This window comes from Streptomyces sp. 2114.4 (assembly GCF_900187385.1).
In the GTDB taxonomy this organism is placed as follows: Bacteria; Actinomycetota; Actinomycetes; order Streptomycetales; family Streptomycetaceae; genus Streptomyces; species Streptomyces mooreae.
Map to the genome: position 1 here is coordinate 7,217,230 of NZ_FYEY01000001.1, position 17,411 is coordinate 7,234,640.

The window sequence follows — 17,411 nt, forward strand, 5'->3', positions numbered from 1 at the left end:
CGGCGCGGTTGGCTGCCTAAGGGCTTGCAGGGAATCAAGGTGTTGCTTCCCGTTCTGGTGCTCGTTGGTGTGGTATGCGCATCCCGGACCAGATCCGTACCCAACTGGCTGTGAAATTCGCGGTGTTGTTCCCACACCTGGACGAGCGACAGCGGCGGTTGCTGATGGCCGCGGAGGCCAGGGTGCTGGGGCACGGCGGCATCCGGGCCGTCGCTCAGGCAGCCGCAGTGAGTGAGACGACGGTCCGCAAGGGCGTGCTCGAGCTGGAGGCCGGCGAGGAGCCGCTGGGGCGGGTGCGTCGGCCGGGCGGTGGACGCAAACGGGTCGCGGACCTCGACCCTGGACTGCGGCCCGCACTGCTGGCACTGGTGGTGCCGGACGAACGCGGGGATCCGATGTCGCCACTGCGGTGGACGGTGAAGTCCACCCGTACCCTCGCGCGGGAGCTGACCCGGGCCGGGCACAAGGTCAGCGCGGACACCGTTGCGGGTCTGCTGCGGGTGGAGGGCTTCAGTCTGCAGGCCAACGCCAAGACCATCGAGGGCAGCCAGCACCCGGACCGGGATGCCCAGTTCCGCTATCTCAACGAGCAGGCGCGCGAGTACCGGGACGCCGGCCAGCCGGTGATCAGCGTGGACACCAAGAAGAAGGAGCTCGTCGGAGAGTTCAAAAACAGCGGTCAGAAGTGGCGGCCGGCGGGTGACCCGGTGCCGGTGAACATCCACGACTTCGCCGACCCATAGCTGGGCAAGGCCGTCCCGTATGGGATCTACGACCTGGAGTCGAACACCGGCTGGGTCAATGTAGGCACCGACCACGACCCCGCCGCGTTCGCGGTGGAATCCATCCGCCGCTGGTGGCACGGTCAGGGCCAGGCCGCCTACCCGCGGGCAACACGGCTGCTGATCACCGCGGACGCGGGCGGCTCGAACGGTTACCGCAGCCGAGCCTGGAAACTCGAGCTCGCCCGCCTCGCTGCTGAGACTGGGCTGACGATCACCGTGTGCCACCTGCCTCCGGGGACGTCGAAGTGGAACAAGATCGAGCACAGGCTCTTCTCCCACATCACCATGAACTGGCGCGGCTGCCCGCTGACCAGCCACGAAGTCATCGTCCAGTCGATCGCCGCGACCACGACCCGCACCGGACTGCGCGTGACCGCTCAACTGGACACCAGCACCTATCCCACCGGCGTTCAGATCAAGGACGCGGAGATTGCCGCCCTGCCGCTGACCCGGCACACATTCCACGGCGACTGGAACTATGCCCTGCATCCCCAGCCCGTCCCGTCCGTCCGGGAGCCCCGGGCCCCGCAGACCCCCGACCGCCAGTGGGACCCGGCCCAGCTGTCCCATCCCGAGCTGACCGGGATGACCCACTGGCGACTGGACCAACTCACACGAACTTTGACCCCGGACGGTAACACCCAGCGCGGCCGCCCGCCCCGGCTCTCCTTCCCCGAACAGGTCCTGGCCACTGTGCTCCACCTGCGGGTCGCCCTGGCCGCGGAACCTCTGGCCGTGCTGTTCGGCAGCAGCAGGGCCGCCATGCACCGCACCCTCCTCAAGAACCGGCGACTACTCAAAGCCCACGGCATCGCCATCACACCCGCAACGACCCCGCCGCGTCCCTCGCGGTTCTCCAAGCACGGGTCCTCGCCCTGACCCGCCAGACCAGCAACAAGATCAAGACGACGTGTTAATGATCGGCAAGCCCTAAGCCGTGTCCCGTAAGTGATCTTCTAACGCGTTCGGGCACGGGTCACCGACTCCGGGCCCCTCTATCCGGTGAGGGTCGCCCGTGCTGGGCCCGTTCTGAGTTGAGATCACGGGATCGGCCTCTCCTGCTTCTGGAAGGCGTCGGCTGCGGTGGACAGGTCGTGTGACGTGTGGCGATCTGGCTGATGGGGACGGGGAGTTGATCGAGTCGCACCTGCCGCTGGGGACGTTCGGGCCGATCCCTGACTGCGCCGCTGCGTCAACGCAGCGATGTAGAGGTTAGTGGGGTGACTTGGCAGCAAATCACGGGATAACGGAGGGATAACTACCCCGGTTACGGTGGCGCACGACCCCGGATCCCCCGAGCGTTCAACCGAACGATCAGCCGAAGGAGAACCATGCGTCATCTCCGCCGCCGTGTCCCCGTCCTCGCGGGCCTGTTTGCGGCCGCCCTGCTCGCCGGCGCCGGCGTCGCCCAGGCCGCCACCGGGACCATCGAGCTCGACCTGGGGACGAATATCACCAACCCGGTCGACGGCAAGTGCTACAACACCGAGAACGCCTCCAACGTAGGGCAGCGCGAGGTGGTCAACCACACCAACCGCAAGCTGAAGGTGTTCATCGTCGCCGACTGCACCGCGGGCAAGGAGGCGAAGGTGCTGGCGCCCGGCCAGAGTTACCGGGCCAGCGACACCTGGTTCCCAGTCGTCTCCGTACGGCGGGTGCAGACCGTCTGAGCCCGTGGAACGGCAAGGCGCCGCTGGGCGGGACAGCGCACCGGCTCCTGTCGTAGCCGGCAGCAGCACGCAATAGGCACGTGTCAGCCGTGCGGCCTACGGCACCGCAGCTCCCCGTGCATCACGGGCATGCCCGCCTCAAGCCACGCAGCTCGGCGGCGGGCCACCCGGCGACCTCATGCACCCCCAGCTCGATCAGACGCTCGGCCTGCACGCTCTCAAGGCCGGAGTACCGGGAGAACGGTGGAGGTGACGGGCATGGCTTCGGGCACGGTGCTCCCTGGGATGGTGACGTGGACGGGCTCAGGGTGAACGAGGCAACCCGCCGGATCATTCCTGCCGCTGCTGTGTCCACCCCTTCCCGTGATCACGACTCCGTACAGGCCCTAGCCGAAGTCGCTGGGCACATAGGCGTTGGTCCACTGGGAGTACATCCGGCACTCCTGGGGCGTGAACGCCGGATGTGTGATCCGGTACTGCCGGTAGTAGCGCCGCCCTTGATCGACCCGTGTACCGCGTACCTGAAGGTGCGCGCCCGGCAGGACGCGGATATGGCCCTCTGCGCAGCTCGGCGTGCAGTCGTTGATCCGCATGGTGCCCGTGCCCGTCTGCGTCTTGGCACCCCAGTGCGCCCAGTGCAGCGCGCTCAATCCGTCGTGCTGGGTCACCGCGAACGTGCGCGGCTTGACGGAATCGTGCCTCGACAGGTCGTACAGGTGGATCGGCGGCGTCACAGCCGCGGCTGCGGCCGTAGCCGGTGAGCCGGCGACTGGCACGACTGCTGCGGCAAACGTGAGCGCGACCAGGGAGCGCCGCAGCGCGGAGCGAGATGACATGTGGTGCGGTCTCCTTCGGTGGGTGAGTGAGTAGGTGAGCGGGTGAGGTGAAACCGCGAAAGAGAAGGGTGACTGGGCTCGCCTGACACATCCAGGTTGAGGATGCGCCGGACCTGACGGAAGGTGTGAATGAGCCGACCGCCGGCCGTTACCCACTGCGACCTTGTGTCGAGGAACCCTGACGAGGCAGGGCCGCATGCCCTACGGTCGGACCGTGGGACCGGAACGCCATCGCATCGCCGCCGTACTCGGCGCCCAACAAGGCAGCGGCTACCTCCTGACATCCCATCTTGTCCTGACCGCCGCACATGTGGTGAAGAACCGCGCCTTGGTCAACGTGGCCGCTCTCGGCGGCGTCGGCGAGGTGAAGTGCCGAGTGGTCTGGGCGCGCCACGATCGGGAGTGCGATGCCGCGCTGCTGCTCGCCCCGAGAAAGCAGAGCCTGCTCCCTCCCGAGCTGGACGAGCAACTGGACCCCGTTCGCTGGGGCGTGCCCTCCGGACTCGAACCCATGGAATCCTGCCAGGCCATCGGCTTTCCACAGGTGCAGCGGGACGACGAGGACGGGCTTGACACGGAACAGATCGTCGGCACGTTCAAGCCGGGATCGCGCATGGTCCGTGCCCGCTACGTACTCGACAGTCCGCACACCCCGCCCCTCCGGCAGGCGGACGGCGCCTCACCGTGGGCGGGCATGTCCGGAGCCGCGCTCTTCGCGGACGGCATGATCATCGGGGTGGTGGTGACGGATCCGCTGAACTGGCAGCACGGTCGCGTCGAAGCCATCCGAAGCCGCGTGCTCTTCGCCGACCCGGAGTTCGTCCAACAGCTGGTGGAGCACACCCAATACCAGCCGATCGTGGACGAGCTCTCCGGTCCCCAGCACAACCCGCATGCCGAGTTCGAGCGACGGTACGCCGCGTTCGTCGCCGAGGCCTACAGCGAACTCAAGATTTTCGGGCTGGACTTCACCCGCCGGGAACACGCCGAATGGCCACTGGACGCCGCGTATCTGAGCCTGGAGCTGGCGCCTCATCACAGCCGCGAACAGGAGCGGGACGGCCTCGGCAGTCCGTCGGCCCGTTCGCTCCGCGGGCCTGCCGTCGGAGAACGGCAGCGGGTCGAGGCGGCCTTCGCCCGTCAGACACGCATCCTGTTACGGGGCACCGCCGGCTCCGGCAAGACAACCCTGGCGCAGTGGCTCGCGGTGACCGCAGCGCGACAGGACTTCCCGCCCGGGCTCGGACACCTCCAGGGCTGCCTCCCGTTCGTCCTGCCCCTGCGCACCCTCGCCCGGCGGGACTCCCTCCCCGCCCCGCAAGACTTCCTTGCGGCGGTCGGCAATCCCCTGCACGCAGTGCAGCCCGAGGGGTGGGCCGATGAAGTTTTGAAGTCCGGACGCGGTCTGCTGCTCATCGACGGCATGGACGAGGTCCAGGAGAGTGACCGGCAGCGCACGCTGGACTGGCTCAAGAAGCTCATCACCCTCTACCGCGACTGCATCTTCGTGGTCACGACGCGCCCCTCGGCCGTGGCCGACGGGTGGCTGGGCCCCGAGCGGTTCACCGAGCTCAATCTGCTGCGGATGAACCGACAGGACGTCAACGCCTTCCTGCGCCGCTGGCACCAGGCAGCCGCCGAGACCGTCCAACGCCCGGCGGAACGTGCCCAACTGGAACAGTACGAACGGGAACTCGCGGACGCCCTCCCGCGCAAGAACGACCTGGCCCAGCTGGCCACCAACCCGCTGATGTGCGCGATGATCTGCGCACTGAACCGGGACCGCAACTCCTACCTGCCGCAGAACCGGCTGGAGCTGTACGACGCCGCACTCAGCATGCTCCTTGTCCGCCGTGACGCCCAGCGGCAGGTCACCGCGCAACTGGAGATCAACGAGAGCGCCCAGTTGTGGCTGCTGCAACAGCTCGCCTATTGGATGATCCGCAACGGCCATGCCGAAGCCGACCGCGTCCACGTACTGCGGGTGGTGGCGGACGCCCTGCGCTCGATGCCCCAGGTCGCCGGACCCGAGCAGGCCGACGCGGTCCTTGAGCAGCTGCTGCTGCGCAGCGGCGTCCTGCGGGCACCGGCGCCCGACACCGTGGAGTTCGTGCACCGCACCTTCCAGGACTATCTCGGAGCAAAGGCCGCTGTGGAGGGCCAGGACCTCAACCTGGTGGCCGCGCATGCCCATGAACCGCAGTGGGAGGACGTGGTGCGGATGGCGGTCGGCCACGCCCGTGCGGACGAACGCGCGGTGCTGCTGCGGCGCCTGCTCGACCTGGGCGACGCCGCCACGTCCCCGCAGCGTGAGCGTCTGCACCTGCTGGCCGCGGCATGCCTGGAGCATGCGACGGCCCTCGCACCGGAAGTACGTGCCGAGGTCGAGCGACGCGCGGCAGCCCTGGTTCCGCCGGGTGACCTTGCGGACGCCGAGCTGCTGGCCCAGGCCGGTGCGGTGGCACTGGGGCTGCTCCCACCGCCCGGCGGACTCACCCCGGAGCAGGCGCGGGCGGTCGTCCACACCGCACGGCTGCTGGGCGGGGAACACGCCTTCCAGGTGCTGTCCGCCTTCCGAGAACATCCGGACCAGCAGGTCAGGCAGGAACTCGCCGATGCCTGGGACGGCTTCGACGCCCGCACCTACGCGGAAGGCATCCTCGCCCACACGCCGCTGACCGGAGTACGCCTGGCAGTGAGCAGCACGGAGCAGCTCTCCGCCGTCCCCCTGATCGGTGCGGTCCCGGCACTCCGCTGCGTGGGCGACTTCCCGGCCGGGAAGCTGTCGCCCGTGCTCCGCGAGGCCCGGCCCGATGACGTCACCCTGGAAACCAACGACCTGTTGAGGGACCTGGCGTTCCTGACAGACATCCCGAAGCTGTCCGTACTGCGACTGTCCGACTGCGGCGGCCTGGTGGACTATTCGGCGCTCCCCGGCCTGTGCCTGGATGCCCTCACCCTCCGGGACGCCCCCAGTGGCCCTGACCTGTCACCCCTGAAGGACATGCATACGCTCCGCAGTGCGACCTTCCGCTGGGACCGCGACGGGGAGGCCCGGCGCATCTCCCTGCCGGACATCCCGTTCCCCGCCGGCATCCAGACCCTGAAACTGCACGGCAACCTGCTCATCCACGACCTTCACCGCATCGACCGATGGCCGCACCTCACCTCACTCACCCTGCCGATCACCCCGGTGCCGGCCGAAGAGCTGACCGCCCTCGGCCGGCTCCCCTCCCTGGAACGTGTCGAACTCACCCTGGAGAGCCTCTGTCCGCCCGACCTCACCCAGGTGACCCGCCTGGACGCGGTCACCAGCGCGCAGCTGAGCACCTTCATGACGGGAGACCTGGGCAACACGGAACTCCTGCGCCGGCTGTTCCCCTCACTATGCGCCCTCCGTCTGCATATCGGCATCACCCCCTCCCCACGCAAGCCAACAACCCTTGACCTCTCCGCACTGGCCGGAATCCCTGATGTCTCGGTAGCCCTCATCCTCCCGTCCGCTGGCGAGCTGAGGCTCACCGGGGACGAGCACCTGCCGAAAGGCTCAGTCGTTCGCCATATGTGGGAAACTCCCACGCCCAGCACATCGAAGCCCCCCTCTCCCTGGTGGCGGCGATTCGGCGGCCGTTGACGGTGCGCGGGACCCGCGGGACCCGGGGACGCGCCGTATGCCCTAACGTCGGGCTCTCGGCCGACACCAGGGGGTACTGCCATGCCAGACTTCGACGACATCGAACTCGCCGCCGCGGTGCGAGCCGTCAGGGATCAGCTCATGGACGCGGCAGCGTCCGGGGCCGGAGAACCGATGCGTTTTGAAGTCGGCCCGATCCAGATGGAGTTCACCGTCGAGCTACGTCGCGAAGCCGGGGCCAAAGGCGGCGTCAAGGCATGGGTGGTCAACGCTGACACCGAGGCAAGGGCGTCCCGGACCCGAACCCACCGGATCACCTTTACCCTCACCCCGAAAAACACCGCCACGGGAACCGGCGTCGAGATCGGCAATGACGCCCCTGGTGACACCGGCCGCCTCGGGGCTGTCGACTAGGGACTGTCTGTGGTTGTGATCAGAATCGAGTTTTGAGTCCCGGACGGAGTGCTGATCGGGTAGGACTCCTGTGTGACTCGTGCGCAACTCACGGATGCGGAGTGGGAGTTCATTGGACCGTTCCTGCCGATAGGCAGGTTCGGCCCCTACCCAGAGCGGCTGCGGGAGCAGTTTGAGGGGGTGATCTTGGAGGTTCCGTACCGGCAGCCAGTGGCGGGAGATGCCCTCGCGATTCGGCGCCTGGCAGACGGTCTACAACCGCTTCATGCGCTGGCGGGACGGAAGTGTCTTCCAGGTCCTGCTGGACGAGGCGATCGCCGAGGCCGCCCGTAGGGACGGGCAGCTCACCGAGCAGATCCAGGAGCTGGAACGCCGCCTGGCCCTGCTTGCGGAACGCCACGCTGATGGGGCTCCTCGAAAATCCCCAACCCGTGCTCGGGGTGCCATCAGACCTGCTCGACGGATCTCCCCACCCATTCCGGACCTGTCCTCCGGGACCGCGGCGCTGCTCGTGGCGCTGCTCACGGAACGCCAGATGGGGCAGTGGGGCCGGCGGGTGCCGTTCCTCATCGGCGCGCTGCTGAGCCTGCGGGGGCTGTGGAACCGGCGTGGCGCCCAGGAGACCCGGAGCCCCGCACAGCAGGCGGCCGACCGGCCCGGCCTCTTCGAGGCGCTGCGCCGCCACCCCGCCAGTCCCTGCGCATCTGCGGCATCACCGCGGGCGGCACCATCGCCTACTACACCTGGACGACCTACCTGCCCACTTATGCACAGGTCAACGCGGGCTTCGACAAGGGCGATGCCCGCACCGTCGGCACCTGGTTCAAGCAGGCCGGCCACGCCGACCTCTTCCCCTGGTCCGTGGTCGCGCTCTGCCTCGTCTCGTTCCTCGTCTAACTTGACGCTTCCGGAGACCTCCCGGCAGAAGCTGGACAGGTAGCCCGGGGGAGTGGGAACGGGGTGGCGGGAGCGGGGGTGGCGGGAGCGGGGATGGCGGGAGCTGGGTGCCGGGAAGGGGGACACAGGGACGGGAACACGGGGACGGGAACACGGGGGCGGGAACGCAGAGACGGGAACGCAGGGCCGGGAACACGGGAACGGGAACGCAGAAAAAGCGCCGCCCCTCCCGGGACGGGGAGGGGCGGCGCCTTGGGGACGAGGCCGGTCAGACGAGCCAGCCCACGAGGTGGAGGACGTGGGCCAACAGAGCGGTGAGGATGTTCATCGGGATCTTCTCCTTGAAGTTGTGGGACTCAACTCTCCGGCCCAGCAGGGGATTTGGACCGGGGCACGGTAACGGTCTGCAGCCCGCCGCTCGCGCCTCGTTATCTTCGCCCGTTGCTATGAGTCAATTGAAGCCCTTCCCTTTTCGATCATGCGCACCGCCGAACAGCTGCTCATAGGGTCATCCGTTCGCCTGAAAGTGTGCGGGGAGTGGTCCATGAGGAGGGCGGTTGTGGTGTGGTGCCGCCCGGCCGAACCGTCCCTCCGGACTCGCCCTATGAGGCGAGGCTGCCGACGACCCCCGTCTCCGCACGGGCCGGTCGCGGTCGTGGTAGAGCTCGGGGTCGAGGAGGCGTGCCGAGCAGCCGGCGGAGGTCGCCGACCGCGGCACGCCCCGCGCGGTTGGCGCCGATGGTGCTCGCCGACGGCCCGTAACCGACGAGATGGATCCGCGGATCGCGCAGCGTGCGGGTGCCGTCCATCCGGATGCCGCCGCCCGGTTCGCGCAGGTGCAGCGGGGCGAGATGGTCGAGGGCGGCACGAAAGCCCGTGGCGTAAAGGATCACATCGGCCTCGACCGTACGGCCGTCGTGCCAGCGCACGCCCGTGGGCGTGACGCGCTCGAAGAGCGGCAGCCGCTCCAGTACGCCGCTCTCCCGGGCCTGCCGGATGGCCTCGGTCATCGGTAGCCCGGTCACGCTCACCACGCTCCGCGGCGGCAGCCCCTGCCGGACCCGCTCCGCCACCAGGGCGACCGCGGCCCGGCCCTGCTCCGCACCGAACGGCCCCTCGCGGAACACCGGCGGCCGACGGGTCACCCAGGTCGTGGCGGCCGCGACCGGCGCGATCTCCATCAGCTGCTGTACGGCAGAGGTCCCGCCGCCCACGACCACAACCCGCGCGTCACGGAAGCCCTCCGGCCCGTCGTACGAAGAGCTGTGCAGCTGGCGGCCGCCGAATGTCTCCTGCCCGGGAAACCGCGGCCAGAACGGCCGGTCCCAGGTCCCGGTCGCATTGATCAGCGCCCGCGCCGCGTAGTTCCCCTCCGACGTTTCGACCAGCAGCCGCCTTCCCTCAACGTCCCCGACGGGATCGGTCCAGGGAGCCCCACCGCTCTCGCGCACCGCCGTCACGCTCACCGGGCGGTGCACCCGCAGCCCGAAGGCCTGCTCGTACCGGTCGAAGTACGCGCCGATCACCTCGGACGACGGGCGGCGCGGATCGGCGCCGGTCAGTTCCATGCCCGGCAGCGCATGCATCCCGTGCACCTTGGCGTACGTCAGCGTGGGCCACCGGAACTGCCAGGCGCCCCCGGGGCGCGGCGAGTGATCGAGCGCCACGAAGTCCCGGTCCGGCGCATAGCCGGCCCGTCGCAGATGGAAGGCGGCGGCCAGGCCGGCCTGCCCGGCACCGATCACCACGACGTCGACCTTGGCCTCGACCACGGCATCGGCATCGACCACGGCATCGACCTCGACCTCGACCTCAGCATCGACCCCGGTCTCGATCTCACGCGCCCCGGTGTAATTCATATTTCACCTAACAGGGCGAGGGGCGGTGGTCTTCCCGCGAGGGGCGGGTGACTCCCACGGGCGCGGGCCGTTTCCCACCACGGTCCACGGCCCACAGCCCACAGCCCCACAGCCCACGGCCCACAACGGCTCACGCCCTATGCCCCACGCCCCACGCCCCACGCCCCACGGAAACAAAGCCTCAGCGACCACCCGCGATCAGCAGCGGCGCCCCACCCGGCGCGGAGGCCGGCCGGCCGTTGGCCGCCGGAACACCGTCCAGCGGAGCGGGACCCGCATCCGACAGTCCCCGGGCGGCGAGCTCCGGCCGTACGCCCTCGCCGCACCAGTACGCCTCCTCCAGATGCGGATAGCCGGAGAGCACGAAGTGCTCGATGCCCAGGGAGTGGTACTCCTCGATCCGGTCGGCCACCTCGGCATGGCTGCCGACCAGCGCAGTGCCTGCCCCGCCCCGCACCAAACCCACACCCGCCCACAGATTGGGCGAGATCTCCAGCTTGTCGCGCGAGCCGCCGTGCAGCGCCAGCATCCGCTGCTGACCCACCGACTCGCTCTTGCCCAGCGCCTGTTGTGCGGCCGCGACCGTCGCGGGATCGAGGTCGTCGAGCAGCCGGTCGGCGGTCGCCCAGGCCTCCTTGGAGGAGTCCCGGGAGATGGTGTGCAGTCGGATGCCGAACCGGACCGTACGTCCTTCCTTCTCCGCCAGTCCGCGAATCCAGTCGATCTTCTGCTTGACCTCCTCGGGCGGCTCTCCCCAGGTGAGGTACACATCCACATTCCGGGCGGCGACCGGCCCGGCGGCAGCGGACGAGCCGCCGAAGAAGATCTGCGGCAGTGGATCCGGCGGCAGCGCTGTCAGACCGCCCTCGACCTGATAGTGCTCGCCCTTGAAGTCGAACGGCGCGCCTCCCCACGCCCCGCGTACGATCTGCAGAAACTCATCCGTACGGGCATACCGCCGGTCATGGTCGAGATGATCGCCGAACCGCTTCTGCTCGGTCGAATCGCCCCCGGTCACCACATTCAGCAGCAGCCGCCCGCGCGAGATCCGCTGATAGGTCGCGGCCATCTGCGCCGCCAGGACCGGCGAGATCACCCCCGGCCGGAAGGCGACCAGGAACTTCAGCCGCTCGGTGACCTGGGTGAGCGCCACCGTCGTCAGCCAGGCGTCCTCGCACCACGTGCCCGTCGGCGTGAGCACCGCCTCGAACCCCAACTGCTCGGCAGCCTTGGCGATCTGCGCCAGATACTCGATGTCCGGGGCCCGTACCCCGCTGACCGGGGTGATGCGGTCACGCCGGATGCCGCCGTCGGTGTAGGCATGACGGTCGACGAGGGTCCGCCCGTCGCCGCCGGTCGGCAAGAACCAATGCAGGTGTACGGACATCTCACTGAGCCTTTCCATAGGTACGCGGCGCCGTGCCCGAAGGCGGCAGGTCACCGTTGAAACGGGGGTCGACGAAGTCCCCGAAGCGGAACGAGCGGGGGACCAGCTGCACCGCCGCGAACGAGTCGACGATCTGCTGCTCGGAGGCGACGGCGGCCTTGTCCACGGCGACCGCGACCGCCGTACCCCGGGTGCGCTTGACCGCGTCCAGCGCCACCTTCTCCGGCAGCCCGGTCTCCTTCGCCCAGGCCTTCGCCCAGACGCCGGGGTGTTTGAACACCCAGTTCTGCGCCCGCCGCAACCGGTCCGTGTAGTCCTTCAGCGCCGCCGCCTTCTTCTTGTCGTCCAGGGCGGCAGGCGCGGCGACCTGGAAGCTCAGCCCGTTGACGACCCCTTGCCCGGTCGTCAGCATCCGGGCATCGGCCTGATCCAGTGCCTGCGAGGTGTACGGGTCCCACACCGCCCAGGCATCCACCTTCCCCCGGGTGAACGCGGCGAGCGCATCGGCCGGCTGCAGGTAGTTGAGCGTCACGTCCTTCGGCGTCAGCCCCGCCTTCTTCAGCGAGGCGATGAGCTGGTAGTGCGCCGAGCTCCCCTGGGCCACGGCGATCGACTTGCCCTTCAGCTGCGACGGCCGCTTGAGCGGGGACCCCTTCTTCACCAGGATCGCCTCGCCGTCCGACCTGCTGTGTGTCCCGGCGATCACCTTGATCTTCGACTTCGCCGCCGCGGCGAACACCGGCGGGGTGTTACCGACCGCGCCGACATCCACCGCTCCCGCATTGATCGCCTCCAGCAGCGGCGGCCCCGAGGTGAAGGTCGACCACTTGATCTTGTACGGAAGGTCGTCCAACTCGCCGGCGGCCCGCAGCAACGCCTCCGAACCCCCCTTCTGATCACCGACGTTGAGGGTAAGCGACCCCTTGCCGTCGGTCCCGCTGCCGCTCCCCCCACCGGCCCCCTCGGCCCCCGACGCACCTCCGCAGGCAGCCAGCAGCAGGGTGAGCGGGAGCAGCAGGGCAGCGGCCGGGGCGATAGATCGTGCTCTCATGGGGCATCCGTTTCCTTCGGGGTGAGGTGGGGCGGGGAGGGGTAGGGTCGGCCCGACTCGCGCCCGGCATCGCCAGAACCGCCACCGCGCTCCGCGCCTTCCCTTCCCTCCTCTCCCTCCTCGCCGTCCTGGTCCTCCACACCAAGGCGCTCGAGCAACCGGGCGCGCAGCGCACCGAAGCGTGGATCAGAAAGAGTGCGCGGCCGCGGCAGATCCACCGTGGTCTCGTACGCGATCCGGCCGTCCTCCATCACCAGCGCCCGGTCCGCGAGCAACAGGGCCTCCTCCACGTCATGGGTCACCAGCAGCACCGCGCATCCGCGTTCCTGCCACAGCTCGGCCACCAGGCGCTGGGCCGTGATCCGGGTCAGTGCGTCGAGGGCGCCGAACGGCTCGTCGAGCAGCAGCAGGTCCGGCTCCCGCACCAGCGCACGGGCGAGTGACGCACGCTGGGCCTCGCCGCCGGAGAGCGTCTTGGGCCAGGCGTCCGCCCGCCGGCCGAGCCCGACCTCCTCCAACGCCCTTACGGCGACGTCGCGTTCCGGGCGGCCCGGCAGCCCCAGCAGCACATTCCGCCAGATCCGCTTCCAGGGCATCAGCCGCGGCGCCTGGAAGGCCACGGCCTTGCGGCGCGGCACCAGCACCTCGCCGTCGATTTCCTGGTCGAGCCCGGCCAGTACCCGCAGCAAGGTCGACTTACCGCAACCACTGCGCCCGAGCAGGGCCACGAACTCGCCCGGCTGGATGGACAGGTCAAGACCGTCGATAACGGCCCGTCCGCCGAAGGACCGCACCAACCCGCCGACCTGTACGGCGGAACCGGACAGCCCGGTACGCGTGATGTGCCGTCCGTGCTCGGTATCGGTCACTGACCCGTGAACGTCGGTCGCCATTGCAACAGCAGCCTTTCGAAGGTACGGACGAGGAAATCGGCAATGAGCCCGAGAATCGCGTAGACCACCAGGCACACCACGATCACATCGGTGCGGAAGAATTCCCTGGCTTGGTTCATCAGGAACCCGAGGCCGTCGTCGGCGTTGACCTGCTCACCGAAGACCAGCGCGAGCCACGCGGTGGCCAGCGAATAGCGCAGCCCAGTCATGGTGCCAGGAAGCGCGCCGGGCAGTACGACATGCCGGACGAGGCCCCACCGACTCAGTCCGAGCGACTGACCCGCCTCCACCAACTGGGCATCGACGCCACGGATTCCGGCATAAACATTCAGATACAGGTGGAACGCCACACCCAGCGAGATCAACGCGATCTTGGGTGCCTCTCCGATGCCCAGCCAGATGATGAACAGTGGAATCACGCCCACCCAGGGAATGGAACGCAGCATCTGCACGGTCGCGTCGATCAGATCCTCACCGAGCCGCGAAAGCCCCGACACCAGCGCCAGCGCCACTCCGGTCAGACCACCCAACAACAGTCCGATCGCGACCCGTTGAAGGGAAACCAGCATCGCCGACGGCAGCGTTCCGTCCGAGACCAGGTCTCCGGCGGTCGCGGCGATGGTCCCGGGCGACGCCAGGATCTGGGCCTCCAGGACACCGCTCGCGCTGAGCACCTGCCACAACACCAGCAACGCGACCGGCCCCACCGTACGGCGCAGCCACCGTGGCACCGACCACCGACGACCGGAGACCGGATCGACACGCACCAACTCGGGCCCACCGGACCCGGCCTCGGAATGCAGCCCCGCCTTCACCCCCTTCGCCGGCGAGGGCGCTGCTGCTTCAGCGGATATATCGGGCGGCGGGGCATGGCACGCCTCGGCCTGATCGACAGTCATCAATACTCCACGAGGAGGGGGAAGAGGAAAAGCAGGGAGAGAAAGAGAAAGAGAGGGAGAGGGAGAGGGAGAGGGAGAGGGAGAGGGAGAGGGAGAGGGAGAGGGCGAGAGGCGGGAACCGGACGGGAAGGAGAAAGCCATCCGCCCGGCTGCGAGAGGAAACACGACGCCCATCCGGCGGCAACAACAAGAGCATCGCCGTCATCACCACCGAAACGACCACCGAACAGACGACCGCGCGCAGGCGAACGCGCCAGACCGCCAGCCGAAACCAGCACAACGATCCGCGACAATCACCCGAGAGGCACCGAAGGGAATGGATTTCAGGCCCCACCAAGACGCAAGGAGAAGACAGAAATCCTCAAAACGTCCACGCGCAGCCACAGCGAGCCGAACGCTGCCCGCAAAGCACCGCAAAGCGCGAACGCTTGAACGCCCTCAACGCCGCCCTGAATCACGTCAACGGCAACGGCATCCGCAACGAAAGCGGCAATCGCAATGCCACCGAAAACCGCAACGGCGACAGCGACAACGCAAAGGCATCAACAACAGCCGCCGCGGTGACACGCGGCAGAGGCCACCCGCAGCAGGTCGATATGACCGCGCGTGGTGAGCAGGGCTGATGTAGGCATGTCGCTGAACGTAGCGGTGCGCCGCGAGAGGGGTCAAACATCATCTCGGCTCGTGGACCGTTGTTGCCGGAGTATTGAGGCAACATTGCGGAAGGAGACCTGGGGGTTGCGGACCTGGGCAGGTCGTCCGTACCAAAATGAACGCATGAGCACCGCATTCACCACCCGCATCCTGGACGTCACCACAGGCTCGTCGGAGACCGTCGCCGACCTCACCGCCGACTGCGCAGCCTTCCTCCGAGAGGCGGCAGACGGCCGCGACGGCCTGCTGAACATCTTCGTTCCGCACGCCACCGCCGGTATCGCCGTCCTGGAGACCGGCGCAGGCAGCGACGAAGACCTCCTGACGGCCCTGCACGACCTCCTCCCGGCCGACGACCGCTGGCGCCACCGCCACGGCACCCCCGGCCACGGCCGCGACCACGTCCTGCCCGCCCTCGTCCCACCCCACGCCACCCTCCCGGTCGTGGGGGGCAGGATGGCACTCGGCACCTGGCAGTCCGTCTGCTTGGTCGATACCAATATCGACAATCCCAACCGTCAGGTGCGGCTGAGCTTCCTGGGCTGACCAAGATCGACCTGGGGGCGGCCGCGAGCTGAGGACGTGGCACGCAACAACGCCCACGATGCTGCCCATCACGCCTGGGACATCGAACAGATCTTGGCTCACACTGAACGGGCAACCCGGAGCTGAGATCCGGCAGTTTTTCTTCAAGGGTGAAGCCAGAGCCGGATAGCGGCCACGGTGACGGCGCCGTGAAAGACGTAGGCTCGCTTGTCGTACCGCGTGGCGATGGCCCAAAACCCTTGAGCGCGTTCATGGTTCGCTCGGCCTCGTTCCTGCGCCGGTCTGTCGGTCGAATCCGGTGCGCCGACCGCCCGAGCTGCCGCGGCGTTGGCGGTTTGCCTGCTGGTTGGCCGGCTCTGGGATGATTTGCTTGATCTGGCGCCGCCGTAGGTAGCGGCGGTTGCGACGGGAGCCTAAGTACTGCAACGGTGTTTGTCGTGCCTGGTGGCTAGCCTTGTCGTTGGTTTGGCTACGGGGGGACCTTCTGACGTCAGGTCGTGGACCGGGGAACTGGGCGCGGTGTACGAGCGGTTCGTGCCCCGGTTCAACTGGCAGGAGCCGCGGGATTCCGCGCTCGCTCATATGCGAGGGCTGATTGCTCCGCTGGAGCGGAAGAACGGCTGGACTCTCGCGGAAGAAGCCGGACATGCAGGCCCTGACCGCACCCACCGGTTGCTGAACCGGATCGAGTGGGATGCTGATGAGGTCCTGGACGATGTGCGCGACTATGCCGTGGAACATCTCGGAGACCCAAACGCTGTCCTGATCGTGGACGACACCGGCTTCCTCAAGAAGGGCATCCGCTCGGCGGGTGTGCAACGGCAGTACCCCGGCACCGCCGGACGCACCGAAGTCAGCCAGGTCGGCGTTTTCCTCGCCTACGCCACCGACCGTAGACGCACTCTGATCGACCGCCGCTTGTATCTGCCCACGTCCTGGACCGATGACCGAAAACGGTGCCGACAAGCCGGCATCGACGACAGTGTCGCCTTCGAGACGAAGGTGGCCATGGCCAAGACGATGGTTCGCCGTGCGATCCAGGACAAGGTTCCGTTCGGATGGGTGACGGCGTGTGCCGCCTACGGCTACAGCAAGGGCTGGCGGCACGAGCTGGAACAGGCCGATGTCTTCCACGTCATGGCCACCACCCGGCATGACACCGTCGTCACCCGCTGGTCCATCGATCATCCCGTCCACGACCTGTTCCCCGGCCTGCCATGACAGAAGTGGAAACGCCGTTCGTGCGGCGAGGGGGCACATGGCCCGCGGATCTATGACTGGGCCCGCGTCGAGGTCCGGCCCTGGCACCGCGGAGACCGTCGACACTGGGTCATCGCCCGCCGCAGTGTCCGCCGGCCCGAAGAGATCTCCTACTACATCGCCTACTGTCCTGCCGAAACCACCCTGGACCAGTTGATCTCCATCGCGGGCAGCCGGTGGGCTGTTGAGGAGTGCTTCCAGACCGCGAAGCAGGAGTGCGGCCTGGACGACTGCCAGGTCCGCCGCTTCTCTGGCGCTGATGGGTACTGGCGGCATGTACCCCGTGTACCCGACCGTCAGCTGGACTCGCATAGGCGACCCACAAGTTCTTGTCAGCGGTGGCAAGCGGCCGTGGGCAGGGGCAGTCCGCCTTGCCAAGTGATTCAAAGCACACGGTAACCCATCGTCACCCCATGTCAATGTAATTATTCATCTTTGTCATGATATCTTCCACCTAAGTTTGACTAACCGCTACACTCCTTTTCCACATGGCGAAAATCTGACGTCCGGGAATCTTTTAACTGGCTTTTTTACCGGTCCGACGGTGTAGATTCCTGGCCGATCGCGAGGCTGCCCTGGCTCGCGTGAGCCGGGGGTTCATCAGGGCGGAGCTCCCCTTGCGATTC

At 68.0% G+C, this 17,411-nt stretch carries 11 protein-coding genes and 5 pseudogenes; 8 read left to right on the top strand and 8 right to left on the bottom strand.

Annotation, left to right across the window (positions count from 1 at the left end):
* The first annotated feature begins 74 nt into the window (after positions 1-74).
* Positions 75-1,702: pseudogene (locus CFW40_RS31830) on the top strand (ISAzo13 family transposase).
* Between the two features lie 414 nt (positions 1,703-2,116).
* The gene (locus tag CFW40_RS31835; RefSeq protein WP_088801211.1) at positions 2,117-2,455 is read left to right on the top strand and encodes a hypothetical protein; all 339 of its coding nucleotides are present in this window, start codon (positions 2,117-2,119) and stop codon (positions 2,453-2,455) included.
* Between the two features lie 386 nt (positions 2,456-2,841).
* Here CFW40_RS31835 and CFW40_RS31840 read toward each other — a convergent pair whose 3' ends face one another.
* Complete coding sequence (locus CFW40_RS31840) at positions 2,842-3,291, bottom strand: hypothetical protein (RefSeq protein WP_088801212.1); 450 nt, start codon at positions 3,289-3,291, stop codon at positions 2,842-2,844.
* Between the two features lie 214 nt (positions 3,292-3,505).
* On the opposite strand from CFW40_RS31840, the gene CFW40_RS31845 reads away from it, so the two are divergent.
* The 4 genes and pseudogenes from CFW40_RS31845 to CFW40_RS31860 all read left to right on the top strand — a co-directional run.
* On the top strand, positions 3,506-6,925 hold the full coding sequence (locus tag CFW40_RS31845) for a serine protease (RefSeq protein WP_176956317.1): 3,420 nt from the start codon (positions 3,506-3,508) through the stop codon (positions 6,923-6,925).
* Positions 6,926-7,006: 81 nt separating this feature from the next.
* Positions 7,007-7,339 carry a trypco2 family protein gene (locus CFW40_RS31850; protein ID WP_088801214.1) on the top strand — a complete coding sequence of 111 codons (333 nt, stop codon included), beginning with the start codon at positions 7,007-7,009 and terminating at the stop codon, positions 7,337-7,339.
* A gap of 72 nt (positions 7,340-7,411) precedes the next feature.
* Positions 7,412-7,670: pseudogene (locus CFW40_RS38480) on the top strand (transposase); the annotation flags it as partial.
* A gap of 153 nt (positions 7,671-7,823) precedes the next feature.
* Positions 7,824-8,279: pseudogene (locus tag CFW40_RS31860) on the top strand (hypothetical protein); the annotation flags it as partial.
* A gap of 559 nt (positions 8,280-8,838) precedes the next feature.
* Here the strand turns inward: CFW40_RS31860 and CFW40_RS31865 are convergent.
* The 6 genes from CFW40_RS31865 to CFW40_RS39040 all read right to left on the bottom strand — a co-directional run bounded on the left by CFW40_RS31865 (position 8,839) and on the right by CFW40_RS39040 (position 14,957).
* Positions 8,839-10,095, bottom strand: coding sequence for an NAD(P)-binding domain-containing protein (locus CFW40_RS31865; RefSeq protein ID WP_088801215.1), 1,257 nt, complete (start codon positions 10,093-10,095; stop codon positions 8,839-8,841).
* A 181-nt stretch (positions 10,096-10,276) separates the two neighbouring features.
* The gene (locus CFW40_RS31870) at positions 10,277-11,482 is read right to left on the bottom strand and encodes an LLM class flavin-dependent oxidoreductase (protein WP_088801216.1); all 1,206 of its coding nucleotides are present in this window, start codon (positions 11,480-11,482) and stop codon (positions 10,277-10,279) included.
* 1 nt (position 11,483) lies between these two features.
* Positions 11,484-12,533, bottom strand: coding sequence for an ABC transporter substrate-binding protein (locus tag CFW40_RS31875; protein WP_088801217.1), 1,050 nt, complete (start codon positions 12,531-12,533; stop codon positions 11,484-11,486).
* Positions 12,530-13,426 (bottom strand): ABC transporter ATP-binding protein, encoded by an 897-nt coding sequence (locus CFW40_RS31880; protein ID WP_256331175.1) that lies wholly within the window; start codon positions 13,424-13,426, stop codon positions 12,530-12,532. The genes CFW40_RS31875 and CFW40_RS31880 overlap by 4 nt, the downstream gene beginning before the upstream one ends.
* On the bottom strand, positions 13,399-14,325 hold the full coding sequence (locus CFW40_RS31885; protein WP_256331174.1) for an ABC transporter permease: 927 nt from the start codon (positions 14,323-14,325) through the stop codon (positions 13,399-13,401). Before CFW40_RS31885 ends, CFW40_RS31880 begins: the two co-directional genes overlap by 28 nt.
* 542 nt (positions 14,326-14,867) lie before the next feature.
* The gene (locus CFW40_RS39040) at positions 14,868-14,957 is read right to left on the bottom strand and encodes a putative leader peptide (protein WP_361135822.1); all 90 of its coding nucleotides are present in this window, start codon (positions 14,955-14,957) and stop codon (positions 14,868-14,870) included.
* Positions 14,958-15,102: 145 nt separating this feature from the next.
* Here CFW40_RS39040 and CFW40_RS31895 point away from each other — a divergent pair, with 145 nt between their 5' ends.
* Positions 15,103-15,525, top strand: coding sequence for a YjbQ family protein (locus CFW40_RS31895; protein WP_088801219.1), 423 nt, complete (start codon positions 15,103-15,105; stop codon positions 15,523-15,525).
* A 143-nt stretch (positions 15,526-15,668) separates the two neighbouring features.
* Here the strand turns inward: CFW40_RS31895 and CFW40_RS36420 are convergent.
* Positions 15,669-16,029, bottom strand: a pseudogene (locus CFW40_RS36420) (IS5/IS1182 family transposase); the annotation flags it as partial.
* On the opposite strand from CFW40_RS36420, the pseudogene CFW40_RS31900 reads away from it, so the two are divergent.
* A pseudogene (locus CFW40_RS31900) lies at positions 15,991-17,040 on the top strand (IS701 family transposase); the annotation flags it as partial. The pseudogenes CFW40_RS36420 and CFW40_RS31900 overlap by 39 nt on opposite strands.
* Positions 17,041-17,411: the final 371 nt, after the last annotated feature.